We start from the raw sequence: 21408 nt of genomic DNA, 5'->3' as shown, positions 1-21408 counted from the left end.
TGTCGCGCGAACGGCTTGAAAAAGCCTGAAACAGTCTGTGGGGACACCCCAGTCTATCCCCTCAGGCCGCCCCTCCGGCGGCCGCCTGAGTGCGGACAGCGAACACCCTCTGGCACACCGTCACAGCACTAGCCACGGCGAGGATGGCGAGCATCCCCGTGAGGAACGGCACGGGCAGTCCCAGTCCGACGAGCCCCGCGACAACGAGCGTGGAGACGAGCCGCTCCGCCCGTTCCGCGATCCCCACGTTGGCGTCGAACCCAAGGGACTCCGCCTTGGCCCGTACGTAGGAGACGAGATTGCCCAGGGCGAGGCAGGTGAGCGCGAGCGCGCCGGTGGCGAAGCTACCGCCTGCGCCGAAGAACCAGAAGGCCAGGCCCGCGAAGACAGCGCCGTCCTGGATCCGGTCGAGGGTCGAGTCGAGGAAGCCGCCCCATGTGCCCGCCCGGCCGGCCAGGCGGGCCATGATGCCGTCGACGACATCCGAGAACACGAACACCGTGATCACCACGACGCCCCAGAACAGCTGGCCGAGAGGGAAGAGGATGAGCGCGGCGAGCGACACTCCCAGGGTCCCCCCGAGGGTCACCGCGTCCGGCGAGATCCGCAGCCGCAGAAGCAGCGCGGCGAGCGGCGTGAACAGCTTCGTGAAGGCCCTGCGTGCGTGCCTATTGAGCACTCGCGTCCGTCCCGTCGTTCGGCCAGGCCTCGGCGAGGAGCCGGCGGGTCTCGTCGAGGGTCTGCGTGATCTGCTTCGTCTGGGCGATGATCGGCAGGAAGTTCCCGTCTCCGCCCCACCGCGGCACCACGTGCTGGTGGAGGTGGGCGGCGATGCCCGCCCCACCGGCGTCGCCCTGATTGATGCCGAGGTTGAAGCCGTGCGGGCCGGCCACCTTGCGGATCACCCGCATCGCCGTCTGCACGATCGCCGCCATCTCCGCCGTCTCCTCACCGGTGATGTCGGTGTAGTCAGGCACGTGGCGGTACGGGCACACGAGAAGGTGGCCCGGGTTGTACGGGAACAGGTTCAGCACGGCATAGGCCGTCCGGCCGCGGTGGACGATGAGGGACTCCTCGTCGGTCCGGCCGGGTGCCGCGCAGAAAGGGCAGTCATCCTGGTTGCGGAACTGGCCCTGCCCGCCCTGTACATAGGCCATGCGATGCGGAGTCCACAGGCGGCCGAACGCATCCGGGGTCCCGGGCAGCTCGAAGTCGTCGGTCACATCGCTGTCTGACGGGGCGCCCGCCCCGGGGCCCACCACACGGGTGCCTGTGGACTCCGCCATCTCAATTGGCCCTTGTCCGTACGGCCACGACGATGCGCTCGATGGCCTTCTCGATCGGCACGCCGTTGTCCTGGCTCCCGTCGCGGAATCTGAACGAGACAGCGCCCGCCTCGGCGTCCTCGCCGCCGGCGATCAGCACGAACGGAACCTTCTCCTTGCTCGCGGTGCGGATCTTCTTCGGGAAGCGGTCGCTCGAGGCGTCCACCTCGGCGCGGATCCCCTCACGCTTGAGGCGGTCGACGACGTCGTACAGGTAGTCGTTGAAGGCCTCGGCGACGGGGATCGCCACCACCTGGACGGGCGCGAGCCAGGCCGGGAAGGCTCCCGCATAGTGCTCGGTGAGCACGCCGAGGAACCGCTCGATGGAGCCGAACTTCGCCGCGTGGATCATCACCGGCTCCTGGCGCGTGCCGTCGGCCGCCTGGTACTCGAGGCCGAACCGCGCCGGCTGGTTGAAGTCGTACTGGACCGTGGACATCTGCCAGGTGCGGCCGATCGCGTCCCGGGCCTGGACGGAGATCTTCGGACCGTAGTAGGCGGCCCCGCCCGGATCGGGCACGAGCTCGAGGCCGGTCTCGAGGGCCACGCGCTCGAGGACGGCGGTGGCCTCCTCCCACTGCTCGTCAGTGCCGATGAACTTGTCGGACTCGGGGTCCCGGGTGGACAGCTCGAGGTAGAAGTCATCGAGCCCGAAGTCGCGCAGGAGCGAGAGGATGAAGTCCAGCAGGTGCTTGACCTCGGCCGGCGCCTGCTCCTTGGTCACGTAGGAGTGCGAATCGTCCTGGGCGAAGCCCCGCACGCGCGTCAGGCCGTGCACCACACCCGACTTCTCGTAGCGGTACACATGGCCGAACTCGAACAGCCGCATGGGCAGCTCCCGGTAGGAGCGGCCGCGCGAGCGGTAGATGAGGTTGTGCATCGGGCAGTTCATCGCCTTGAGCCGGTAGTCCTGGCCCGGCTTGACGATGTTGCCCTCGTCGTCGCGCTCCTCATCGACGTGCAGGGGCGGGAACATCGTGTCGGCGTAGTACGGAAGGTGGCCGGAGGTGTGGAACAGGCCGTCCTTCGAGATGTGCGGGGTCCCGACGTACTGGAAGCCCTCCTCGATGTGGCGGCGGCGCACGTAGTCTTCCATCTCACGCTTGATGATCCCGCCCTTCGGGTGGAACACGGGCAGCCCGGATCCGAGTTCATCGGGGAAGGAGAACAGGTCCAGCTCGGCGCCGAGCTTGCGGTGGTCGCGCCGCTCGGCCTCGGCAATGCGCTCCTGGTACTCCTTGAGCGCCTCCTTCGTGGGCCACGCCGTGCCGTAGATGCGCTGCAGCTGCTTGTTCTTCTCGGAGCCGAGCCAGTAAGCCGCGGCGGAGCGGGTCAGGGCGAAGGCGTTGGAGATGAGCTTCGTGTTGGGCAGGTGCGGGCCGCGGCAGAGGTCGCACCAGACCACGTCGCCGGTCTTGCGGTCGATGTTGTCGTAGATGGTGATCTCACCTGCGCCGACCTCGACATTCGCGCCCTCCTTGGCGGCCGCAGCGCGCGTCTTCGACTCGTCGTCCTTCGACTCGAGGATGATGAGCTTGTACGGCTCGTCCGCCATCGCCGCACCCGCCTCGACCGCGGTGACGACCCGACGGCGGAACAGCTGGTTCTGGTTGACGATCTTGAGCATCATCTTCTCGAGGGTGCGGAGGTCCTCGGGCGTGAAGGGCTCGTCGACATCGAAGTCGAAGTAGAAGCCGTCCTTGATGTACGGGCCGATGCCGAGCTTGGCGCCGGGCCGCAGCTGCTGGACGGCCTGGGCCATGACGTGGGCAGTCGAGTGCCGGAGCACGTTGAGGCCGTCCTCGCTCGAGATGTTGACGCCCTCGACTCTGGCGCCCGCCGGCACCGGCTGGTCGAGGTCCTTGAGGACACCGTCCACGCGCATGACGACGATCTCGCGCCGCCCCTCGAAGAGCTCAGTTCCCGTGGTGCCCGCCGTCACGGTCTGCGGTACGTCGTCGACGGTAACGATGATCTGCTGGGCATCTGACACGGGGTCTCCTCTTCATCTGTGCGGCTTCATAGCTTGTGGCATACGGGGACCACAGCCAGCCAGGGACAAGCCTAACGGAAACCGGTGGGGCGGCCGGGCGCGCCGCCCTCGGGCCCCGGCAGGTCCGCCGCGAGGGGCAGCTGGCCGTCCATCGGCCCGGCAGGCCTGCCGGCAGGCCTCCGCACCAGCCCTGCGAGGTCGGCGGCCAAGGAGGGGCTGCTGCCTGCTGCTGCCGCCGCCCGGTGCATCGAAGCGAACGCGCCGGCCGCCGCGAGCCTTCCCACCGCCGCGTGGGTGAGCCGCGCCCTCTCGCGGACGTCCGCAGCGGACGCGTACGGCCTGCCCGCGATGATCCGTGCAGCCTCGTGCCGGGAGAGCCCGTCCACCGCGCTCAGCGGCGCACGCACTCCGATCCGGCCCGCGTCGGGTCCGCTCGTGATCCGTTCGAGGCGGTATGAGGCCCCGCTGGCGGCGATGTCCACGGGCAGCAGAGGCACGCCGAGGCGGGCGGCCTGCACCGCCGGCGGTTCGGCGGAGCACGGCTGCGGGTGTTCGAGTGCACCGGCAAGGAGGGCCTCCGGATGCTCCGACATGAGCCACCCGCGGTGGGCCCGGGGGTCGGCGGGAACCGTGCGGGAGCCGTGGACGCGGGCCGCCTCCCGGACGGCAAACGCGATGGCACTCTGGGCCCGCGAGCCGCGGACCCCGACCACCGTGAGGCCCAGGTGCGCGGCGTCCCGCCAGTCAGCCTGCGCCATGGGCGCACCGGCGCCGCTCGGCTGGAGGGGTACGCGGTCCCGGATCCGGTCCCCGATCACGAGGCCGCAGGGGCGGAGCGTGCGCTCGGGCCGCCTGGCCGGAATGGCGTCCGGGTCCGCGAGGAGCAGGGGCTGGACGCCGCCATCGGTTCGGCCCTCATGCCGCGCGGGGCCGCGGGAGCCGACGCCCGCCGTCGCGCCGTCGTCCCAGGCGGCCGCCAGCGCGGCCCGCTCCGCGCCGAAGTGGGCGACGAGGCCACGGTAGACGCGGTCCAGCTCGTGGTCTTCCACCTCGATCGGTCCGGCGGCGGTGTTCGCCTCGCAGCGCACGCCCAGACTCCGGATCACCTCCATGGCCTCATCCGCAGCACCGAGGGCGGCGGGCGGCGCAGGCATCGGCGTATCCCAGCGAAGATCCGAGGTGGGGTCGAGCCGGCAGCGGCCGGCGATCCGCTCCGTGTTGGTCAGGAGGCTGTCCAGGTCGCGGGTACCCATGCGGGCTGCCGCGATGATCTGGGCCCCGAGGGCGTGCATGGTCTCCGCTGTGGCGAGCCGGCCCGAGGCGGCAGACGCGGTGAGCACGGCGGGAACGCCGTGTTCCGCGGCCAGCCGGAGCATGCGCACTGCAGGGCTCGTGCCCGACGCGGCGGCTTCGGGGGTCGCGAGCTCGACCGCGAGCACTCCGGCAGGCATTGCCTCGAGCCACTGCCGTAAGAGGGTCCGCGGACGGAGGAAGCGGTCGCCGCTCATCGCCCGGCCCACATCCGAATCCGGCCCGATCAGGACCGTGACGGCCGGGCGGCCGGTTCTCGGGTCGAGGCAGCCGGCGGCCAGTTCCTCGCGCAGTACGCCTGCTGGCCCACGCTTTCCGTCCCTGCCTGTGCGGGCGTGGGCAGCGGTGACGAGGCGGCACAGCGCCGCCCAGCCGGCACCGGCGTTGCCGCCGTGGGCAAGCACGACGACGCGTCCCGCCTCGCCAGCCTCACCGCGCCGTCCGTCCGTGTCGGCCAGGACGCCGAGCTCGACCCCGACGATTGGGGCCAGTCCCCGCTCAAGGCACGCGGCGACGTGGCGGACCGCACCGTGGAGGCCATCGCGCTCGGTCCATGACGCGGCAGAGGCCCCGTCCGCACGTGCCGCGTCAGCCCACGCCTCGGCGAGCCCCCGGTCAAGGAGGTCTCCCCCTGTGGGGTCTCCCCCTGTGCTGTCGCCGGGCGTGACGTGGAGGTGGGTGAAGAGCAAGCGGTCGCTCCCGAGGCCATGGAAGGACTGGACATCGAAGAGATGTTCGAACAACGCCAGTCTAGCGACGGGAGCACAGTGGTCGGCAATAATGGCCCCATGTGCGGCAGATACGTGATGGCACAGACCGTGGGTGACCTCGTGGCGGACTTCGACGTCGATGAGTCCTACGTGGACGATCTCCAGCCCTCGTACAACATTGCGCCGACGGACCCCGTGCCCATCATCCTCGAACGGCGCGACAGGGAGGCCGGCGGCCTCTCGCGCAAGCTCGTGACCGCGCGGTGGGGGCTCGTGCCGCCGTGGTCGAAGGATACGAAGGGCGCTGCGCGCCTCATCAACGCCAGGCGCGAGACCGTCACCGAGAAGCCGTCATTCCGCAAGGCTGCCGCCACCAAGCGGGCCCTCGTTCCGGCGGACGGCTATTACGAGTGGGAGAAGCGGGAGGCGGCCGGGAAGCTCGAGAAGATCCCCACCTACCTCTACGCGCCGGATGATGGCCTCCTCGCCTTCGCGGCCCTGTTCGAGAACTGGCCGGATCCGACGCTCCCACCGGACGACCCCGAACGATGGCTGCGCACGTGCACAATCCTCACCGGGCCGGCGTCGGACGCGCTGGGCCATATCCATGACCGAACGCCGGTGATCGTCCCCCGGGAGATGTGGGCTGACTGGCTCGATCCACTCACCACTGATGAGGGCGAGGTGAAGGCACTGATCGATTCGATCCCCGAGCCGCACCTGACCCCACGCGTGGTCAGCAGCATGGTCAACAGCGTGCGCAACAACGGGCCGGAGCTGATCGAGGCGACCTGAGCCGAACATTGGCGCCGGCCCTTCCCGGCGCTGGACGGGCGGCCTACTCTCGGTGCCATGACGGAGCCAGGAGGGCCGGAACAGCCGCCTCTGACAGGGATCGTGGTGGGAGTGGACGGCTCCCCCGGCTCGATCGACGCGCTGCGGTGGGCTGCACGGCTCGAAGAGTCAGTTGGCGGTCCGATCGTGGCGGCAGCCGTGTGGCAGTACCCGGTCTCTGGGGTGGGCAGCATCTACCCTGCCTGGGCTCCGGAGGCCGAGGCGAGGGACGTGCTCGAGGCGGCACTGGCCGAGGCCTTCGGCGAAGACGTGCCGGCAGGTCTCGGAACGCTGATCGCCTCCGGTCCGACCGCGCACGTACTCATAGAGGCCAGCCGCCGCGCGCGGCTCCTCGTGGTCGGTGCGCGTGGGCTCGGGGGCTTCAGGGGCCTCCTGCTCGGTTCGGTCAGCGCCACCTGCGCGGAGCATGCGTCGTGCCCCGTCCTGGTGGTCCATCGCTCCACAGCGTGAGGGAATACTGCGGTCCACTGCGGTGTTGCAACCCACGATCCCAACCCTGTCAAGGAGCTCACGCATGGACACCGCCACCCCCGCCGACTTCACGCCTGCCGAAGGCACGATCACGATGTTCTCCACCACCTGGTGCGGGTACTGCAATCGCCTCAAGAAGCAGCTCGACGCGCAGGGCATCGGCTACACGGAGGTGAACATCGAGGAGGTCGAGGGCACGGCCGCGCTCGTTGAGGAGCTCAATGGCGGCAACCAGACGGTCCCCACGGTGATCTTCCCCGACGGCAGCGCCGCCACCAACCCGTCCGCGGCCCAGGTGAAGCAGAAGCTGGGAGTGTAGTCGGCCCCGCTCCTCCGGGCTAGGGCGCAACAGTGTTGCGCTGAGAGATTTCCGCACCCGCTGGCGACTCCCTAGGATGGCGACATCATCCCAAGGGAGCCACCGGAGGTTTTTCATGGCCAGCGAATCTCAGAACGCCGCACCTGCAGTCGATCGTCCGAGTGTCCATCGTGTGCGGGCGGTGGTGGTGCGGCAGAAGGATGCGCCGGCGGCCGTGGAGACGATCCTGGTCCCGGATCCGGGCCCCGGCGAGGCGCTCGTGGATGTGCTCACGTGCGGGGTGTGCCACACGGACCTGCACTACAAGCAGGGCGGGATCGGCGACGACTACCCCTATCTGCTCGGGCACGAGTCCACCGCGGTGGTCTCCGCTGTGGGCCCGGACGTGACCGACCTCAAGCCCGGGGACCGGGTCATCCTGAACTGGCGCGCCGTGTGCGGGCAGTGCAGGGCCTGCGCGAAGGGCCAGCCGCAGTACTGCTTCGCCACCCACAACGCGACCCAGAAGATGACCCTCGAGGACGGCACCCCCCTCACGGCGGCCCTGGGCATCGGCTCCTTCGCCGAGAAGACCCTCGTCGCCGCCGGGCAGTGCACCCGCATCGACGACGACGTGGACCCGGCAGCGGTGGGCCTGCTCGGGTGCGGCATCATGGCCGGCATCGGCGCCGCGATCAACACCGGGGAGGTCAGGCGCGGGGAGTCCGTGGCCGTGATCGGCTGCGGCGGGGTCGGCATCGCCGCGATCGCGGGCGCGAAGCTCGCGGGCGCGACGACGATCATCGCCGTGGACCTGGACCCCGCCAAGGTCGAGCTCGCCAAGGGCCTCGGCGCCACCCACGGGGTCGTCTCGAAGGACACGGACCCCGTCGAGGCCATCCGCGACCTCACCGGCGGGCACGGCGCGGACGTGGTGATCGATGCCGTCGGCCGCCCGGAGACCTACAGGCAGGCCTTCTACGCCCGGGACCTGGCCGGCCGCGTGGTCCTCGTGGGCGTCCCGACCCCGGAGATGACGCTCGAGCTGCCGCTGCTGGACGTGTTTGGGCGCGGCGGGTCGCTGAAGTCCTCGTGGTACGGGGACTGCCTGCCGTCCCGGGACTTCCCGATGCTCGTGGAGCAGTTCAAGCTCGGCCGCCTGCCGCTGGACGCGTTCGTGACCGAGCGGATCGGCCTCGGCGACGTCGAGGCCGCGTTCGCCAAGATGCACCGCGGCGAGGTCCTGCGCTCGGTGGTCGAGCTGTGAGCGGGGCAGGGCACGCCCGGATCGAGCGGATCGTCACCTCGGGGACGTTCTCCCTCGACGGGGGCACGTGGGATGTGGAGAACAACGTCTGGATCGTCGGGGACGACACCGAGGTGATCGTCATCGACCCCGCCCACGACGCCGGCGCTGTCGCCGGCGCCGTCGCGGGCCGCACCGTGACCGCGGTGCTGCTCACACACGGCCACGACGACCACATCCGCCACGCCCGCGAGTTCGCGGACAAGGCCGGCGCCCCCGTGCTCCTGCACCCGGGCGACCTCATGCTCTGGGACGCCCTCTACCCCGGCACCGTCCCCGACGCCGAGATCGCCGACGGGGAGGTCTTCACCGTCGCCGGCACGGAGATCACCGCCCTGCACACCCCCGGCCACACCCCCGGCTCCGTGTGCTTCCACGCCCACACCCTCGCCACCGTCTTCACCGGCGACACCCTCTTTGCCGGCGGCCCCGGCGCCACCGGCCGCACCTACTCCGACTTCCCCACCATCATCGACTCCATCACCACCCGCCTGCTCACGCTCCCGCCCGAAACCACCGTCAACCCGGGCCACGGCGACCCCACCACCATCGCTGCCGAAGCCCCTCACCTCGAGGAATGGATCGCCCGCGGCCACTGACCCGCCAGCGGGAGGTGTGAGCTCCATCCGATCTGGGTAATCATCGCGCCATGCGCACCGCCCTCCTCATCGTCGACATGCAGAACGCCTTCTTTGAGGACCCGAGCCTTTCGGAGGGGAGGGCGGAACTCGTCGGTGCGTGCAACAGGCTCATCGCCGCCGCACGCGCCGGCGGGTCACCCGCGCTCATCACGCGCACCGAACACGAGCGGGACCGTTCAACGTGGACCCTGTCGATGCTGGACGACGAGCAGGGCTTCGCATTCCGCGGGACCGCCCAGGCGGCGGCCCTGCCCGAACTCGACACAGAGGGCCTGCCCGAGCTCGTGAAGCACCGCGACAGCGCGTTCGTCGGGACAGACCTCGTGACGCGCCTGACGACGTGGGGAGCGGAACGGCTCCTCCTGGCAGGCGTCTCGACTCACAGCTGCGTCGCCCAGACGGCGGCAGACGCGTACGCCCACAATTTCCGCGTCGCCTTCGTGGAGGGCGCGATGGGTGCCTCCACGCCGGACCATGCCCAGTCCATGCTGGACGTCCTCAGCGCGGAGTACCGGCAGGACACCCTGGACGTGGATACTGCCGTGGAACTCCTCAAAGGCGGCCAGGCGGCCTGACCGCCCGGCCGGCCCGGGGAGCTGTGCCTGTGCAGAGGACCCTCGGGCCTGCGGGTCCTCTAGTCCCGGGCTCCCGGCGCCGACAGTGCGCCCTGTGCGGCGTACATCGCCAGCAGTGAATCCTCGACGGCGTCGACGGTGAGCCCCGGCACCAGGTCGTCGGCTGCGCCCGCCGTCGTCGGGTCAAAGGGCAGGCCGAGCGCGCGGTATACGTCCGTGAGCACCGCACGCACCGGCCCGGCGTCGCTCACCACGAAGACCGAGGAGAAGAGCCAAGCTCCCGCCACCACGCGCTGCGCCGTGCCGACGAGCTTGAGGAGGCTGCCCGGCGTCGTGCGCGGGACTCCATGGACGCTGAACTCGCCCGGACAGTATTCACCCGGGATCTCTCCCACACGGGCGTCGACGCCGAGCCCGCGCAGCACGCCGGCGTAGAGGTCCCCGAAGACCTCGAAGCGGTGGCGGTGGCCCACCATCGCCTCTCGGGCCGGCTCGATGTGGTCCACGACGAGGGTGCCCTCGTGATAGGCGGCCGCGCGCCCCCCGGCCTTGCGGACCACGGGCTCGAATCCGTGCGCGAGTGCGGCCGCGCGTGCGGCGTCGAAACCTTCCAGGCGGGTGTCCCGCTGGCCGAACGCCATGGTCGGGTCCGGGCGGTACAGGCGTAGGGTGCCTCCCCGGACCCCGCGCTTGACCTCGTCGAGCAGCTCCGCCGCGCGCGCGAGCTCAGCAGCGGCCCCAGCACCGGCTGAGAGACCGCTCCCACGGACCACCTCGAGCGGGACGCTCGCTCCCCCGTTCCATTCGGCCACGGGATCAGCTCCTGCGCAGGGTGAGGATCTGCTCTGCGCGCCCGAACGGCCCCTCCGAGTCGTGCAGCACTGAGGAGGTCAGACCGATCCCGTCGGATCCGAAGGAGACGGCGTTGTCGATCCCGAGCCACTCTCCGTGCGGCTCGCGGTACATGTGGATCTGCAGGTCCACGTTGGGGAATGCCCAGCTCCCCGGTCCCGGCGGAACGCGCGTGGCGATGCCGTTGGCCGTGTCCACAAGCCCCATGAGGCGCACCCAGTCCGCGCTCGGCGTGCCGCGCACGAGCGGGTGGGACGTCCGGATCCACACGGTGCCGTTGCCCGAGCGGTGGTGGGGCGCCTGGTACATCTCGAGGGAGCGGATGTATCCACCGGGCCACTCTGTCGAGCCGTCCCAGGGCTCGCACTGTTCGCGGGTCAGGATGGGGGCATCCTCGACCGCGGCGACCGAGGAGCTGTCCGTGGTGATGAGGCGCCATGCGGTCGCCCGGACCGCGACCCGGCCCTGAGCCGTCAGCTCCGCCTCGATAAGCTCGATCGTCCTGCCAGGGCGCACCGTGCGGGTCGCGACCTCGAACTCGCCGGCGTGGATGAGGCCTAGGATCTCGTAGCTGATGCGGGCAATGCGCATCTCGGGCCGAGGCTCGTGGGTGGCGAGGGCGTGCGCGAGGATCCCGGACACGGGGGCCATGTGCTGCTCGTGGGCGTTCCATGCGCCCTGGGCGTGGATCGTGGAACGGTAGCGGCCGCCGCCGAGGTCCTCGTAGTAGAAGTCGCCCTCTGCCAGCTCTGGCAGCTCCCGCTCCCACTCCGTGTTAGCTCCGGCCTGCTGCGTCACGTTCCGCTCCTCTCCCGGCCCTCCTCACCCGGGGAGGCCGCGTCCAGCCTATCCGTCGGACGCGCCTGCAGATGGACGGGCTGCTCCGCGGTCCGTCTCCTGAGACGGTGCACGCGCACGACGCGTACGACGACGGCGAGCGCCGCCGTGCCGACAACCACCCATGTCCACCCAGACCCCGCGAGATGCTCGAACCATAGGTCGAATGCCGATGAGGAGACAATCTCCTCGCCTGATCAGGGAGCTTAGTCGACCGTTTGGCGGGACTATTTGGCGCACGGATGGGGTTGCCCCCCACATGACCATTACGCGTGCGGACGTCGGCTTCCGCTCAGAACGGGGCCCTATCCTCATCGCGCTCATGCTGACCACCGGTCTTGTGGCCATCGATTCGACCATCGTCGCGACGGCTGTTCCCTCGATCGTCCATGACGTCGGCGGCTTCGCGGCCTTTCCGTGGCTGTTCTCGGCGTACATGCTCGCGCAGGCCGTCTCGGTTCCCGTCTACGCGAAGCTCGCCGATACATTCGGGCGCAAGCCGCTGGTCCTCACGGGCATCGGACTCTTCCTGCTCGGATCGATCCTGTGCGGGGTGGCCGGATCGATGGGAGCACTCATCGCGTTCCGGGTCATCCAGGGGCTCGGTGCCGGCGCAGTGCAGCCGATGGCAATCACGATCGCCGGGGACATCTACACCGTGGCAGAGCGGGCCAAGGTCCAGGGCTACCTCGCGAGCGTGTGGGCCATCTCGTCCGTGGTGGGGCCGACGCTCGGCGGCCTGTTTGCAGCCCTGGGGATCTGGCGCGGCATCTTCCTCGTCAACATCCCGCTGTGCCTCCTCGCCGCATGGATGCTCATGCGGACTTTCCACGAGTCCGTGGAGAAGTCGCGCCACCGCATCGACTACCTCGGTTCAGCGCTGCTCACGGCGTCAATGACCCTGCTCATCGTGGGCGCGCTCGAGGGGGGCCAGGCCTGGGCGTGGGGCTCGGTACCGGGCATCGGGACATTCGGCCTCGGAGCCCTCCTCTTCGCCGCCTTCCTCCTCGTCGAGAGGCGGGCCGCCGAGCCGGTCCTGCCGCTGTGGGTGGTCTCCCGCAGGCTGCTGCTCACTACCACCCTCGTGTCATTCGGGGTGGGTGCCATGATCCTGGGGCTCACTTCCTACGTGCCCACGTTCCTCGAGGGCTCGATCGCCGTCTCCCCCATCCTCGCGGGCCTCGCTCTCGCCGCCCTCACCCTTGGCTGGCCCGTCAGCGCGTCCCAGTCGGGAAGGCTGTACCTGCGGATCGGATTCCGTTCCACCGCGCTCATCGGGATCCTCGTCGCCGTGGCCGGCACGGCTGTTCTCGCGGCCACCGCACACAGCCCCTCGGTGGTCTGGGTGGCTGGCAGCTGCTTCGTGATCGGACTCGGCATGGGCCTCACTGCGTCCCCGACCCTCATCTCAGCGCAGTCGAGCGTCGAGTGGCACGAGCGAGGGGTGGTGACCGGCACGAACCTCTTTGCACGCTCCATTGGGAGCGCTCTGGGCGTGGCGGTGTTCGGCGCGATCGCCAATGGCATCTATGCCAGCACCCCCGGCGGTGCGCAGCATGCGCAGGCGATCGTGCCGGCGTCGGCCGCCGTGTTCCTCGCCGTCCTCGCAGCCGCGATCCTCATCGTTGCCGCAGTCCTCGCAATGCCCCGGGACCGCCACCGAGACGCTTCGGCTCCGGAAGAGTCGGAGTCAGTCGAGAACGAGGCCTGACGGACCGGCGTCAGGCCCTCGACGCGTGCGACCGGATGATCCGCAGGATCCGGGACAGGGCCAGTCCGATGGCCGCGGTGGCGGTCACGGAGGTCTGCCGTGCCGCGACCTCGTGGTAGGAGCCGCTGAGGACGTCGAGGGCCTCCTGCGCCCTGTCGAGGGCCGCGTCCAGTGCGTCGGGGTCGTCGATGGTGCGCAGCGCCTCGGCTGTTGCGGAGAGAGCCCCGGCCAGCTCCGGGGTGAGCTCGGCAGGGACGGTGGTGCCCGCATGCTCCTCCCAGATCACGCTCGCGAGGACGTCGGTGACGTCCTGGACCTGGAATGTGGCCCGTTCGATCGCGCGCAGGTCCTCGAGGCCTTTGCTCAGGGTGTGCCGGTAGTGCCGCCTCCGCGGGTTGGCGCGGGCGCTCACCTCCGCCTCCTCGACGGCGCGCCGGGCGCCCGCTGCGGTCCGCGCCAGGGAATCCTCGCGCTCTGACCAGTCGCGGTGCTCCGGCGGCCACTCTTCTCCGACAGCGGCGGCCATGTCCTCCAGCTGTTCCGCCAGGGCGTTGCGGATCCTCGCGACCGCCGGGCTGATCGCCTGGACCCGCAGTGGCGGGAAGACGAGCCAGTTGAGGGCCACGCCGAGCGCTACGCCGAGGCCCACTTGGGCCAGATAGGCGAAGGAGAAGTCGTCGCGGGCATCGCCGCCGAGCACGAGGACGAACAGCGCCGCCATGGGAACCCACTCGCGCGCCGTCCCCATCCTCGGAAGGCCGCCGACCACCACTCCGGCGCCCACGACCAGGGCTACCGCAACGGCGGACGTGCCCGTGAAACTGCCGAAGAGCAGCGCGACCCCGATGCCCAGGGAGAGGCCCACGAGGCTCTGCAGCCCGTTGCGCAGCGAATCGGCGACGGTTGGATACATGCTCACGAGTGCGCCGAGCGGCGCGTAGTACGCGTAGTGGTCCAGCGGCGCGGGCATGAGGTGGGCCAGAGCCCAGGCAAGGCCCGCCGCGAGCGCCGTCTTCCCTGCAAGGAGTAGCCGTTCGGTCGCGACCGCCCCCCGGAGCCCCGAAGCGGTGGCTGACCAGCCGCGGGACGTGAGTGATCTGACGGTCCGGGGGAAGGTGAGGGGCATTGCTCCAGCGTTGCATCTTCTCGGGTGCCGCGTCGAAATGGTCCCGTTCACGCTGGGCCGTTCACCCGGGCCGCTCATCCGGAGGGACGGGGCGCGTCGTCAGCGGAGACGCTCCACCCGTTCCCGCGCACGGTCGACGGCGCGCTCCTCCTGCTCGGCGACGCGCGCTGCAAGCCGCTGGGCGCGCCCGGCGAGTCCCTCCTCCCGGTCCGCGGCCTCCAGTTCCTGCTCGAGGCGCTCCAGCCTGCGGCGCAGATCCTCCCGCTCGCCCTCGAGCCTGTCCCGGCGTTCGGAGGCTGCGGCAACCTGCTCCCGTGCCTCCTTCAGCTCGGCGCGGGCACTCTCGAGCCGCTGTTCGGCCTCTGTGAGCTCGGCTTCGGCCCCGGCGCGCTCCCGCGCCAGGGCTGCCTCCGCCTCGGCCCGGCGCCTGTGGGCGGCCGCCTCGTCCTCGGCCTGCGGCGCCGCGTCGCCATTCTGCCGTGGCGTCCGTGCTACCTCGGCACTTTTCCCGGCCGCGCCGCTCTGGGCCGTTGGAGCGGGCGCGGGGATTGCGCCCGGGACGGCGACCGCGCCGTCGAGGTCCACCGGTTCCCATCCGTTGCTCACCAGCGACCTCACGAGGAGGCCCCTGCGTACCGCATCGCCCGCCTGGGGGTCAGCCATCGCGGCGCGAAGGGTCTGCTCGACCTCGCCGGCGGCGGCTTCGCTCACCGCGACGGACTGCTCCTCCGCGGCTTCCCGCGCAGACCGCACCGCCTCGGCAATGACGTCCATGCGCTGCTCGCCGAGCTCGCGCATCCTCGCGGCGTCCAGCGAATCCTGGGCTTCCCTGAGCGCAGCCCCGAGTTCGAGCACAGGGGCGAGCTCCGCCGGCCGGGTCCGGACGAGGGCGTCCACGCACCACGCGGATACGGACGGCTTGGGCAGCCGGGCTACCTGCTTGGCCAGCAGCGCCTCACCCTCGGCCTTCGCTGCCTTGGCCCGCGCGTTCCGAGCTGCAGTGAACTCGCTCGGGGGCAGCGCGTACAGCTCAGCGGCGACGGCAGCGAGGTCCATGGGACGCATCATAGGCAGCGCTGTGGCGGCTCGGGCAGGCTTCGCGCCCGTCCGAACAGGACGACGGCGGCTTGCGCGCGATAGCCGCGGAGACCGTCGTCGTGCCTACTTGACCACGGTGAGCAGGATGACGCTGTCCTCGTGGGCCTCCAGGCTGTGGCGGGCCGGCGGAAGCACGAGGAGGTCTCCCGTGCGGCCGTCCCAGGTCTCGTTCTCGGACGCCAGCGTGACCCGACCGCGCAGCACGATCAGCGTCGCCTCGCCGGGGCTCTCGTGCTCGGACAGGGACGCCCCGGCGCGGAGGGCCACGACCGTCTGTCGGAGGGCCTGCTCGTGCCCCCCGTAGACCGTCGTAGCGCTGCGTCCCGCCGAAGCACTGCCTGCCTGGTCCAAATGCTCACGCGCCAAGGCGTCCAGAGAGAACTTCCGCATTCCCGCATCGTGCGCCGGTCGCGTGAGGGGGTCAAGGCCCGCTGAGCTCCGATCCTTCCGGGCTCGCGACCGTGGACGGTCGCGCTACGGCGAGATCCTGTCAAGCAGCTTCGGCTGAGCGACGTCGGTGCGGATCACCTTGCGCAGCACAGCAGTGCTTGTAGCCGTCCCCGTCCGCTTCTTCACCTCACGCCGAACGAGGTCAAGCACCGGCTCCGAGAGGATGACGTCGAGTAGGAGCTCCGGCGCGGTGGCGGCACTGTGCCGCCATACCTCCTCGATCTGCCGCCGCTTGAGGGACTCGTGATGCAGGTAGAACAGCTTGGACGCCTTGGTCTCGGCGGATTCGGGACCGAGCAGGTCGACGTCGAGGGCTAGGTCCACGACAACGGGGAGGCCGCCAGTGAGGTGGTAGACCTGCCAAATCTGCCCGTTCGTCAGAACCATCCATTCGATGCCCTCGTTCACGGCGTACATCTGCACCTGCCGCAGGTGGCGCTCATTGAGCTTCTGGCTCACGCGCTTGACTTCGATGAAGGCCACGAGCTGGCGGTCGATCCGCACGCCGTAGTCGGCGAAGTCCTGACGGACCATGTACTCCGTTGTCAGGTCCGCGTACTTGTCGTACCCAAGACCCTCGCACAGCAGATCCGTGATCAGCAGCCGGGTGTCCCCCTCGTTTGCGTCCCGCTCCAGCAGCGCCCGCAAGGGGTCGGCGAATTTCCGCACGGCTGCGAGGGTCTGCTCCCGCGCGGCCTCCTCCCAACGGGGCACCTTCAGTCTCGGTCTCACCGCTGGTGCCTTGCTTCCCGGCTGGTTCGTTGCGCCGGCGGGACCTTCCGGCCCGTCGTCAGCCGGTTCCTGGTCCTCCCTCGCTGACGGAGCCGGAGCACCCTCGCGTGGCGGTGCTCCGGTGAGGATGGCCGCCGTTCCGATGGCGCTCTCGGGAGGCGGCTCGGGCCCGTCGGCCGCACCTGGGGCATCGTCGTCCTGTGCGTGAGCCGAGGATGCCTCTCTGGGGACGGCCAGCTCGGGAGGGAGCTGCGAGTACGGATCGAGCACTCCCATCGAGGCCTGGGCCATGATCCATCGGATCGTGTCAGCCCACGGCGTCACCGCAGGGTGCTCCGCCGCGGGAGTCTCCAAGGATCGCGTCACGGCGAGCACCTCCAGAATGTGGCCGGCTGGCACGTCGTGGCCCGCCTGTGCCGCAGCTTCGGCCCAGCGTGTCAGCGCCGCATAGCGAGCTGAAGCCTTCGGCTCCATCGGAAGTCCCCCCATCCCAGCGGCCCCCCGGCCGCCCCTCCCCCGAACCCTAGCGGACCTTCCCACATCCGGGGAGGGTTCCGAGGACACCACTGCGGCGATCGCCTTCTCGGCTCTCGAGCCATAGGACGATCCATGCCACCTCGACGGGTACATCCAGGAGGTACGTGCGCCTGATGTGGCCCGGAATGCCGTAGCGCAGCTCGATCGCGAGCAGAGTGGCGGCCGTCGCCATGCCGACCTGGCGTGCGGAACCAAGGCCGCGGCCCTCCCTGCCCGCCGTGAGCTGCATCATGCCGTTGCCGACCAGCAGTCCAGCAACGGTCTGCACAAGCCACCAGTCCGTCTTGGTGCCGAGCACCGCCTCAAAGCTCCGCCGGTGCACGAGCGCCCAGCCACCGCTCACAACGTTGAACAGGCCCTGTGCCAGCGCCACCTGGTTCTGCCGCATAGCACGGCACTACCCGACAGCACTCCGGGCAATCCGCTTCGGCCCCTGTGGTCAGGGCCCCGAGGCTAGAAGTCCCAGTCCTCGTCCTCGGTGTTCACGGCCTTGCCGATCACGTAGCTGGACCCCGAGCCCGAGAAGAAGTCGTGGTTCTCGTCCGCGTTCGGGCTCAGCGCAGAGAGGATGGCGGGGTTCACGTCCGTGACGGAGCCCGGGAACATCGCCTCGTAGCCGAGGTTCATCAGCGCCTTGTTCGCGTTGTAGTGCAGGAACTTCTTGACGTCCTCGGACAGCCCGACGGCGTCGTAGAGGTCGTGGGTGTACTGGACCTCGTTCTCGTACAGCTCGAAGAGCAGCTCGAACGTGTAGTCCTTGATCTCCTGGCGCTTCTCCTCGGAGACCTTCTCGAGTCCCTTCTGGAACTTGTAGCCGATGTAGTAGCCGTGCACCGCCTCATCCCGGATGATGAGCCGGATGAGGTCCGCCGTGTTGGTGAGCTTCGCCCGGGACGACCAGTACATAGGCAGATAGAAGCCCGAGTAGAAGAGGAAGCTCTCGAGCAGGGTCGAGGCGACCTTGCGCTTGAGCGGCTCGTCGCCCCGGTAGTAGTCCATGACGATGTGGGCCTTGCGCTGGAGGTTCTCGTTCTCGAGGCTCCACCGGAAGGCGTCGTCGATCTCCTTCGTCGAGCACAGCGTCGAGAAGATCGAGGAGTAGCTCTTCGCGTGGACCGACTCCATGAACGCGATGTTCGTGTAGACGGCCTCCTCGTGCGGGGTGATCGCATCGGGGATGAGGCTGACCGCGCCGACCGTGCCTTGGATGGTGTCCAGGAGCGTGAGGCCCGTGAACACCCGCATGGTGAGCTGCTGCTCCTCGGGAGTCAGGGTGGCCCACGACTGCACGTCGTTGGAGAGAGGCACCTTCTCCGGGAGCCAGAAGTTGTTCACGAGGCGGTTCCACACCTCGACATCCTTCTCGTCCTGGATGCGGTTCCAGTTGATCGCCTGCACGTGGTCGAGGAGCTTGAGCTTCTCGGGAGTCATCGATGGTCCTTTCGAGCGAACGTGATCTGAGAGACTTGCTATCGCTACAGCATGCAGCTGACGCAGCCCTCCACGGCCGTCCCCTCGAGGGCGAGCTGGCGGAGGCGGATGTAGTAGAGCGTCTTGATGCCCTTGCGCCACGCATAGATCTGGGCCTTATTGATGTCCCGCGTCGTCGCCGTGTCCTTGAAGAACAGCGTGAGCGAGAGGCCCTGGTCCACGTGCTGGGTCGCAGCGGCGTACGTGTCGATGATCTTCTCGTAGCCGATCTCGTACGCGTCCTGGTAGTAGTCCAGGTTCTCGTTCGTCAGATACGGCGCCGGGTAGTACACGCGGCCGATCTTGCCTTCCTTGCGGATCTCGATCTTGGAGGCCACCGGGTGGATCGAGGACGTCGAGTTGTTGATGTAGCTGATCGAACCCGTAGGCGGGACAGCCTGGAGGTTCTGGTTGTAGATGCCGTGCTCCATGACGTCGGCCTTCAGGGCGCGCCAGTCCTCCTGCGTGGGGATGTGGACCTTCGCGAAGAGCTCCTTGACCTTCTCGGTCTGCGGAACCCACTCCTGCTCGGTGTACTTGTCGAAGAACTCCCCCGAGGCGTACTTCGAGTTCTCGAAGCCGCCGAACGCCTGGCCGTGCTCCTTCGCCAGGAGGTTCGAGGCGCGCAGGGCGTGGAAGAGCACAGTGTAGAAGTAGATGTTCGTGAAGTCCAGGCCCTCGTCCGACCCGTAGTGGACCCGCTCACGGGCCAGGTACCCGTGGAGGTTCATCTGGCCCAGGCCGATCGCATGGGACTTCGCGTTGCCCTCGGCGACGGAGGGCACCGACTGGATGTAGCTCATGTCCGAGACAGCCGAGAGGGCCCGGATCGCCGTCTCGATCGAGAGCGCGAAGTCCTCCGAGTCCATGGTCTTGGCGATGTTCATCGAACCGAGGTTGCAGGAGATGTCCTTGCCCACGCTCGCGTACGTGAGGTCCTCGTTGTACTCGCTGGGCGTGGAGACCTGGAGGATCTCCGAGCACAGGTTGCTCATGGTGACCTTGCCGGCGATCGGGTTGGCCCGGTTCACCGTGTCCTCGAACATGATGTACGGGTAGCCCGACTCGAACTGGATCTCGGCGAGGGTCTGGAAGAACTCGCGCGCGTTGATCTTGGTCTTCTTGATCCGCGCGTCGTCGACCATCTCGTAGTACTTCTCCGTGACGGAGACGTCCGAGAACGGCTTGCCGTAGACGCGCTCCACGTCGTACGGCGAGAAGAGGTACATGTCCTCGTTCCGCTTCGCGAGCTCGAACGTGATGTCCGGGATCACGACGCCGAGGGAGAGCGTCTTGATGCGGATCTTCTCGTCCGCGTTCTCGCGCTTGGTGTCGAGGAAGCGGTAGATGTCGGGGTGGTGGGCGTGCAGGTACACGGCGCCCGCGCCCTGCCGGGCGCCGAGCTGGTTCGCGTAGGAGAAGGAGTCCTCGAGGAGCTTCATCACCGGGATGACGCCAGAGGACTGGTTCTCGATCTGCTTGATCGGCGCACCGTGCTCGCGGATGTTCGTCAGCGAAAGGGCGACGCCGCCGCCGCGCTTCGAGAGCTGGAGCGCGGAGTTGATGCCGCGTGCGATCGACTCCATGTTGTCCTCGATGCGCAGGAGGAAGCAGGAGACGAGCTCGCCGCGCTGCTTCTTGCCGGCGTTGAGGAACGTGGGCGTGGCCGGCTGGAAGCGGCCGGCGATGATCTCGTCGACGAGCTGCGTGGCGAGCTTCTCGTCCCCGCGCGCCAGATGCAGCGCCACCATGCACACCCGGTCCTCGTACCGCTCGAGATAGCGCTTCCCGTCGAACGTCTTGAGCGTGTAGGAGGTGTAGAACTTGAACGCGCCGAGGAAGGTCTCGAAGCGGAACTTCTTCCGGTAGGCCCGGGCGAACAGGTCCCGGATGAAGTTCATCGTGTACTGGTCGAGCGTCTCGCGCTCGTAGTAGTCCTTCTTCACGAGGTAGTCGAGCTTCTCGTCCAGGTCGTGGAAGAACACGGTGTTCGTGTTGACGTGGTCGAGGAAGTACTGGCGCGCCGCGTAGCGGTCGGCGTCGAACTGGATCTGCCCGTCCTCGCCGTAGAGGTTCAGCATGGCGTTGAGCTCGTGGTACCCCAGGCCCTTGTACTTCGCGGGGAGCTCCTTCGAATCCACGGCCTTGGCCTCCGCCGTCTCGGCTACTGCGGGTTCTGCGACAGTCGCGTCCAAAATACGTCCAATCCTTCGGTGACCCGGGCCACGTCGTCGGCGGTGCCCATGAGTTCGAATCGATAGAGGTGGGGCACCTTGCACTTGACGGCGACGATGTCACCCGCGGCGCAGTAGTTGTCCCCGAAGTTCGTGTTGCCCGCGCTGATGACGCCCCGGATGAGGCGCCGGTTCTGCGGATCGTTGAGGAATCTGATGACCTGCTTGGGCACGGATCCCGCTCCACCCGTCCCCCCGTAGGTCGGGACGACCAGCACGAACGGTTCCGTGGCCCGCAAGGGTGCGTCATGCAGGTGGATCGGGATCCTCTTGGCCTCAATCCCGAGCTTGCCCACGAAGCGGTGGGTGTTGCCCGAAACGGAGGAGAAGTAGATGAGCCGTGCAGAAGTGAGCTGGGGCCCGGAGCCCGTGTCCGCCGTGCCGGGATCGGCGGCGGCGACGACCTGGGAGGCCATCAGAGCGCACCCCCTCGTGATAGGTGAGGCTCGTGGTTGCGAGTACTGGTGGTGGGTTGGGGTGGTGTGGCCAGCGGAAGAGTTCAGGCCACGGACGCGGCGGAGCCGCTCTCGGCGATCGCGGCGATCTTGTCAGGACGGAAGCCGGACCAGTGGTCCGCGTCCGTGACGACGACGGGCGCCTGCAGGTAGCCCATCTTCTTCAGCTGCTCGAGGGCGGCCGGGTCTTCGGTGACATCGACGCTCGTGTACGCGATGCCCTTCTTGTCGAGGGCACGGTAGGTCGCGTTGCACTGCACGCACGCCGGCTTCGTGTAGACCGTAACGTTCATGATTCCTTACCCCATCCTTCAAGAGCTTCCCCGGCCGAGGCACTCGCCGCCGCCGCACCGAAGGGCACCCTTCATCCTCGAGCACCTCGGTGCCCTCGATACTACATGTAGTGCGTAGCCTTGCTGTG

At 68.9% G+C, this 21408-nt stretch carries 22 protein-coding genes; 7 read left to right on the top strand and 15 right to left on the bottom strand.

The features are described from left to right. Positions 1-61 precede the first annotated feature (61 nt). The 4 genes from pgsA to IE231_RS00150 form a co-directional block, all read right to left on the bottom strand. Positions 62-679 (bottom strand): phosphatidylinositol phosphate synthase, encoded by a 618-nt coding sequence (pgsA, locus tag IE231_RS00165; RefSeq protein ID WP_189691929.1) that lies wholly within the window; start codon positions 677-679, stop codon positions 62-64. After that, positions 669-1286, bottom strand: a complete 618-nt coding sequence (locus IE231_RS00160; RefSeq protein ID WP_189691928.1) for an HIT family protein — start codon at positions 1284-1286, stop codon at positions 669-671. The genes pgsA and IE231_RS00160 overlap by 11 nt, the downstream gene beginning before the upstream one ends. 1 nt (position 1287) lies before the next feature. Further along, positions 1288-3318, bottom strand: a complete 2031-nt coding sequence (gene thrS, locus IE231_RS00155) for a threonine--tRNA ligase (protein WP_189691927.1) — start codon at positions 3316-3318, stop codon at positions 1288-1290. A gap of 71 nt (positions 3319-3389) precedes the next feature. Further along, positions 3390-5372: a helix-hairpin-helix domain-containing protein gene (locus IE231_RS00150; protein WP_189691926.1), complete on the bottom strand. Its 1983-nt coding sequence runs from the start codon at positions 5370-5372 to the stop codon at positions 3390-3392. A 45-nt stretch (positions 5373-5417) separates the two neighbouring features. Between IE231_RS00150 and IE231_RS00145 the strand changes: the two genes are divergently transcribed. The 6 genes from IE231_RS00145 to IE231_RS00120 all read left to right on the top strand — a co-directional run bounded on the left by IE231_RS00145 (position 5418) and on the right by IE231_RS00120 (position 9485). Then, positions 5418-6134, top strand: coding sequence for an SOS response-associated peptidase (locus IE231_RS00145; RefSeq protein ID WP_189691925.1), 717 nt, complete (start codon positions 5418-5420; stop codon positions 6132-6134). A 57-nt stretch (positions 6135-6191) separates the two neighbouring features. After that, positions 6192-6644: a universal stress protein gene (locus IE231_RS00140; protein ID WP_189691924.1), complete on the top strand. Its 453-nt coding sequence runs from the start codon at positions 6192-6194 to the stop codon at positions 6642-6644. Positions 6645-6708: 64 nt separating this feature from the next. Continuing rightward, positions 6709-6984, top strand: coding sequence for a mycoredoxin (locus IE231_RS00135; RefSeq protein WP_189691923.1), 276 nt, complete (start codon positions 6709-6711; stop codon positions 6982-6984). A gap of 115 nt (positions 6985-7099) precedes the next feature. After that, positions 7100-8230, top strand: coding sequence for an S-(hydroxymethyl)mycothiol dehydrogenase (locus tag IE231_RS00130; protein ID WP_189691922.1), 1131 nt, complete (start codon positions 7100-7102; stop codon positions 8228-8230). Continuing rightward, a complete protein-coding gene (locus tag IE231_RS00125; protein ID WP_189691921.1) occupies positions 8227-8868 on the top strand; it encodes an MBL fold metallo-hydrolase in 642 nt (213 codons plus the stop codon). Before IE231_RS00130 ends, IE231_RS00125 begins: the two co-directional genes overlap by 4 nt. A 50-nt stretch (positions 8869-8918) precedes the next feature. Next, on the top strand, positions 8919-9485 hold the full coding sequence (locus tag IE231_RS00120; RefSeq protein WP_189691920.1) for a cysteine hydrolase family protein: 567 nt from the start codon (positions 8919-8921) through the stop codon (positions 9483-9485). A gap of 59 nt (positions 9486-9544) precedes the next feature. Here the strand turns inward: IE231_RS00120 and IE231_RS00115 are convergent, their stop codons facing one another. Both IE231_RS00115 and IE231_RS00110 read right to left on the bottom strand, forming a co-directional pair. Continuing rightward, complete coding sequence (locus IE231_RS00115; RefSeq protein ID WP_189692266.1) at positions 9545-10258, bottom strand: lipoate--protein ligase family protein; 714 nt, start codon at positions 10256-10258, stop codon at positions 9545-9547. A 43-nt stretch (positions 10259-10301) separates the two neighbouring features. Then, on the bottom strand, positions 10302-11135 hold the full coding sequence (locus IE231_RS00110) for a thioesterase family protein (protein WP_229866395.1): 834 nt from the start codon (positions 11133-11135) through the stop codon (positions 10302-10304). Between the two features lie 298 nt (positions 11136-11433). Here IE231_RS00110 and IE231_RS00105 point away from each other — a divergent pair, with 298 nt between their 5' ends. Next, on the top strand, positions 11434-12885 hold the full coding sequence (locus IE231_RS00105) for an MFS transporter (RefSeq protein ID WP_189691919.1): 1452 nt from the start codon (positions 11434-11436) through the stop codon (positions 12883-12885). Between the two features lie 10 nt (positions 12886-12895). Here IE231_RS00105 and IE231_RS00100 read toward each other — a convergent pair whose 3' ends face one another. From IE231_RS00100 to nrdH, 9 genes are all read right to left on the bottom strand, one after another. After that, complete coding sequence (locus IE231_RS00100; protein WP_189691918.1) at positions 12896-14011, bottom strand: FUSC family protein; 1116 nt, start codon at positions 14009-14011, stop codon at positions 12896-12898. Between the two features lie 99 nt (positions 14012-14110). Next, entirely contained in the window at positions 14111-15067 is a 957-nt protein-coding gene (locus IE231_RS00095) for a hypothetical protein (protein ID WP_189691917.1), read from the bottom strand. 105 nt (positions 15068-15172) lie between these two features. Continuing rightward, positions 15173-15499, bottom strand: a complete 327-nt coding sequence (locus IE231_RS00090) for a cupin domain-containing protein (protein ID WP_189691916.1) — start codon at positions 15497-15499, stop codon at positions 15173-15175. A gap of 84 nt (positions 15500-15583) precedes the next feature. Next, complete coding sequence (locus IE231_RS00085) at positions 15584-16657, bottom strand: type I restriction enzyme HsdR N-terminal domain-containing protein (RefSeq protein WP_189691915.1); 1074 nt, start codon at positions 16655-16657, stop codon at positions 15584-15586. Positions 16658-16814: 157 nt separating this feature from the next. After that, a complete protein-coding gene (locus tag IE231_RS00080; protein ID WP_189691914.1) occupies positions 16815-17216 on the bottom strand; it encodes a hypothetical protein in 402 nt (133 codons plus the stop codon). Positions 17217-17281: 65 nt separating this feature from the next. After that, positions 17282-18259: a class 1b ribonucleoside-diphosphate reductase subunit beta gene (gene nrdF / locus IE231_RS00075; RefSeq protein ID WP_189691913.1), complete on the bottom strand. Its 978-nt coding sequence runs from the start codon at positions 18257-18259 to the stop codon at positions 17282-17284. Positions 18260-18303: 44 nt separating this feature from the next. Next, positions 18304-20439, bottom strand: coding sequence for a class 1b ribonucleoside-diphosphate reductase subunit alpha (nrdE, locus tag IE231_RS00070; protein WP_189692264.1), 2136 nt, complete (start codon positions 20437-20439; stop codon positions 18304-18306). Positions 20440-20462: 23 nt separating this feature from the next. Next, entirely contained in the window at positions 20463-20948 is a 486-nt protein-coding gene (gene nrdI, locus IE231_RS00065) for a class Ib ribonucleoside-diphosphate reductase assembly flavoprotein NrdI (RefSeq protein WP_189691912.1), read from the bottom strand. A gap of 83 nt (positions 20949-21031) precedes the next feature. Further along, entirely contained in the window at positions 21032-21280 is a 249-nt protein-coding gene (nrdH, locus tag IE231_RS00060) for a glutaredoxin-like protein NrdH (RefSeq protein ID WP_189691911.1), read from the bottom strand. Positions 21281-21408 lie beyond the last annotated feature (128 nt).

Source organism: Sinomonas cellulolyticus, from assembly GCF_014656475.1.
Lineage (GTDB): Bacteria > Actinomycetota > Actinomycetes > Actinomycetales > Micrococcaceae > Sinomonas > Sinomonas cellulolyticus.
The sequence above is the reverse complement of the archived record's forward strand: the minus strand, read 5'-3'. Positions and strand labels throughout refer to the sequence as shown.

Coding starts and splice junctions, on each gene's coding strand:
- IE231_RS00160 (WP_189691928.1), bottom strand. CDS start 1,286: ATGGCGGAGTCCACAGGCACCCGTGTGGTGGGCCCCGGGGCGGGCGCC.
- IE231_RS00145 (WP_189691925.1), top strand. CDS start 5,418: ATGTGCGGCAGATACGTGATGGCACAGACCGTGGGTGACCTCGTGGCG.
- IE231_RS00140 (WP_189691924.1), top strand. CDS start 6,192: ATGACGGAGCCAGGAGGGCCGGAACAGCCGCCTCTGACAGGGATCGTG.
- IE231_RS00135 (WP_189691923.1), top strand. CDS start 6,709: ATGGACACCGCCACCCCCGCCGACTTCACGCCTGCCGAAGGCACGATC.
- IE231_RS00130 (WP_189691922.1), top strand. CDS start 7,100: ATGGCCAGCGAATCTCAGAACGCCGCACCTGCAGTCGATCGTCCGAGT.
- IE231_RS00120 (WP_189691920.1), top strand. CDS start 8,919: ATGCGCACCGCCCTCCTCATCGTCGACATGCAGAACGCCTTCTTTGAG.
- IE231_RS00105 (WP_189691919.1), top strand. CDS start 11,434: ATGACCATTACGCGTGCGGACGTCGGCTTCCGCTCAGAACGGGGCCCT.
- IE231_RS00100 (WP_189691918.1), bottom strand. CDS start 14,011: ATGCCCCTCACCTTCCCCCGGACCGTCAGATCACTCACGTCCCGCGGC.
- IE231_RS00095 (WP_189691917.1), bottom strand. CDS start 15,067: ATGGACCTCGCTGCCGTCGCCGCTGAGCTGTACGCGCTGCCCCCGAGC.
- IE231_RS00090 (WP_189691916.1), bottom strand. CDS start 15,499: ATGCGGAAGTTCTCTCTGGACGCCTTGGCGCGTGAGCATTTGGACCAG.
- IE231_RS00080 (WP_189691914.1), bottom strand. CDS start 17,216: ATGCGGCAGAACCAGGTGGCGCTGGCACAGGGCCTGTTCAACGTTGTG.
- nrdF (WP_189691913.1), bottom strand. CDS start 18,259: ATGACTCCCGAGAAGCTCAAGCTCCTCGACCACGTGCAGGCGATCAAC.
- nrdI (WP_189691912.1), bottom strand. CDS start 20,948: ATGGCCTCCCAGGTCGTCGCCGCCGCCGATCCCGGCACGGCGGACACG.
- nrdH (WP_189691911.1), bottom strand. CDS start 21,280: ATGAACGTTACGGTCTACACGAAGCCGGCGTGCGTGCAGTGCAACGCG.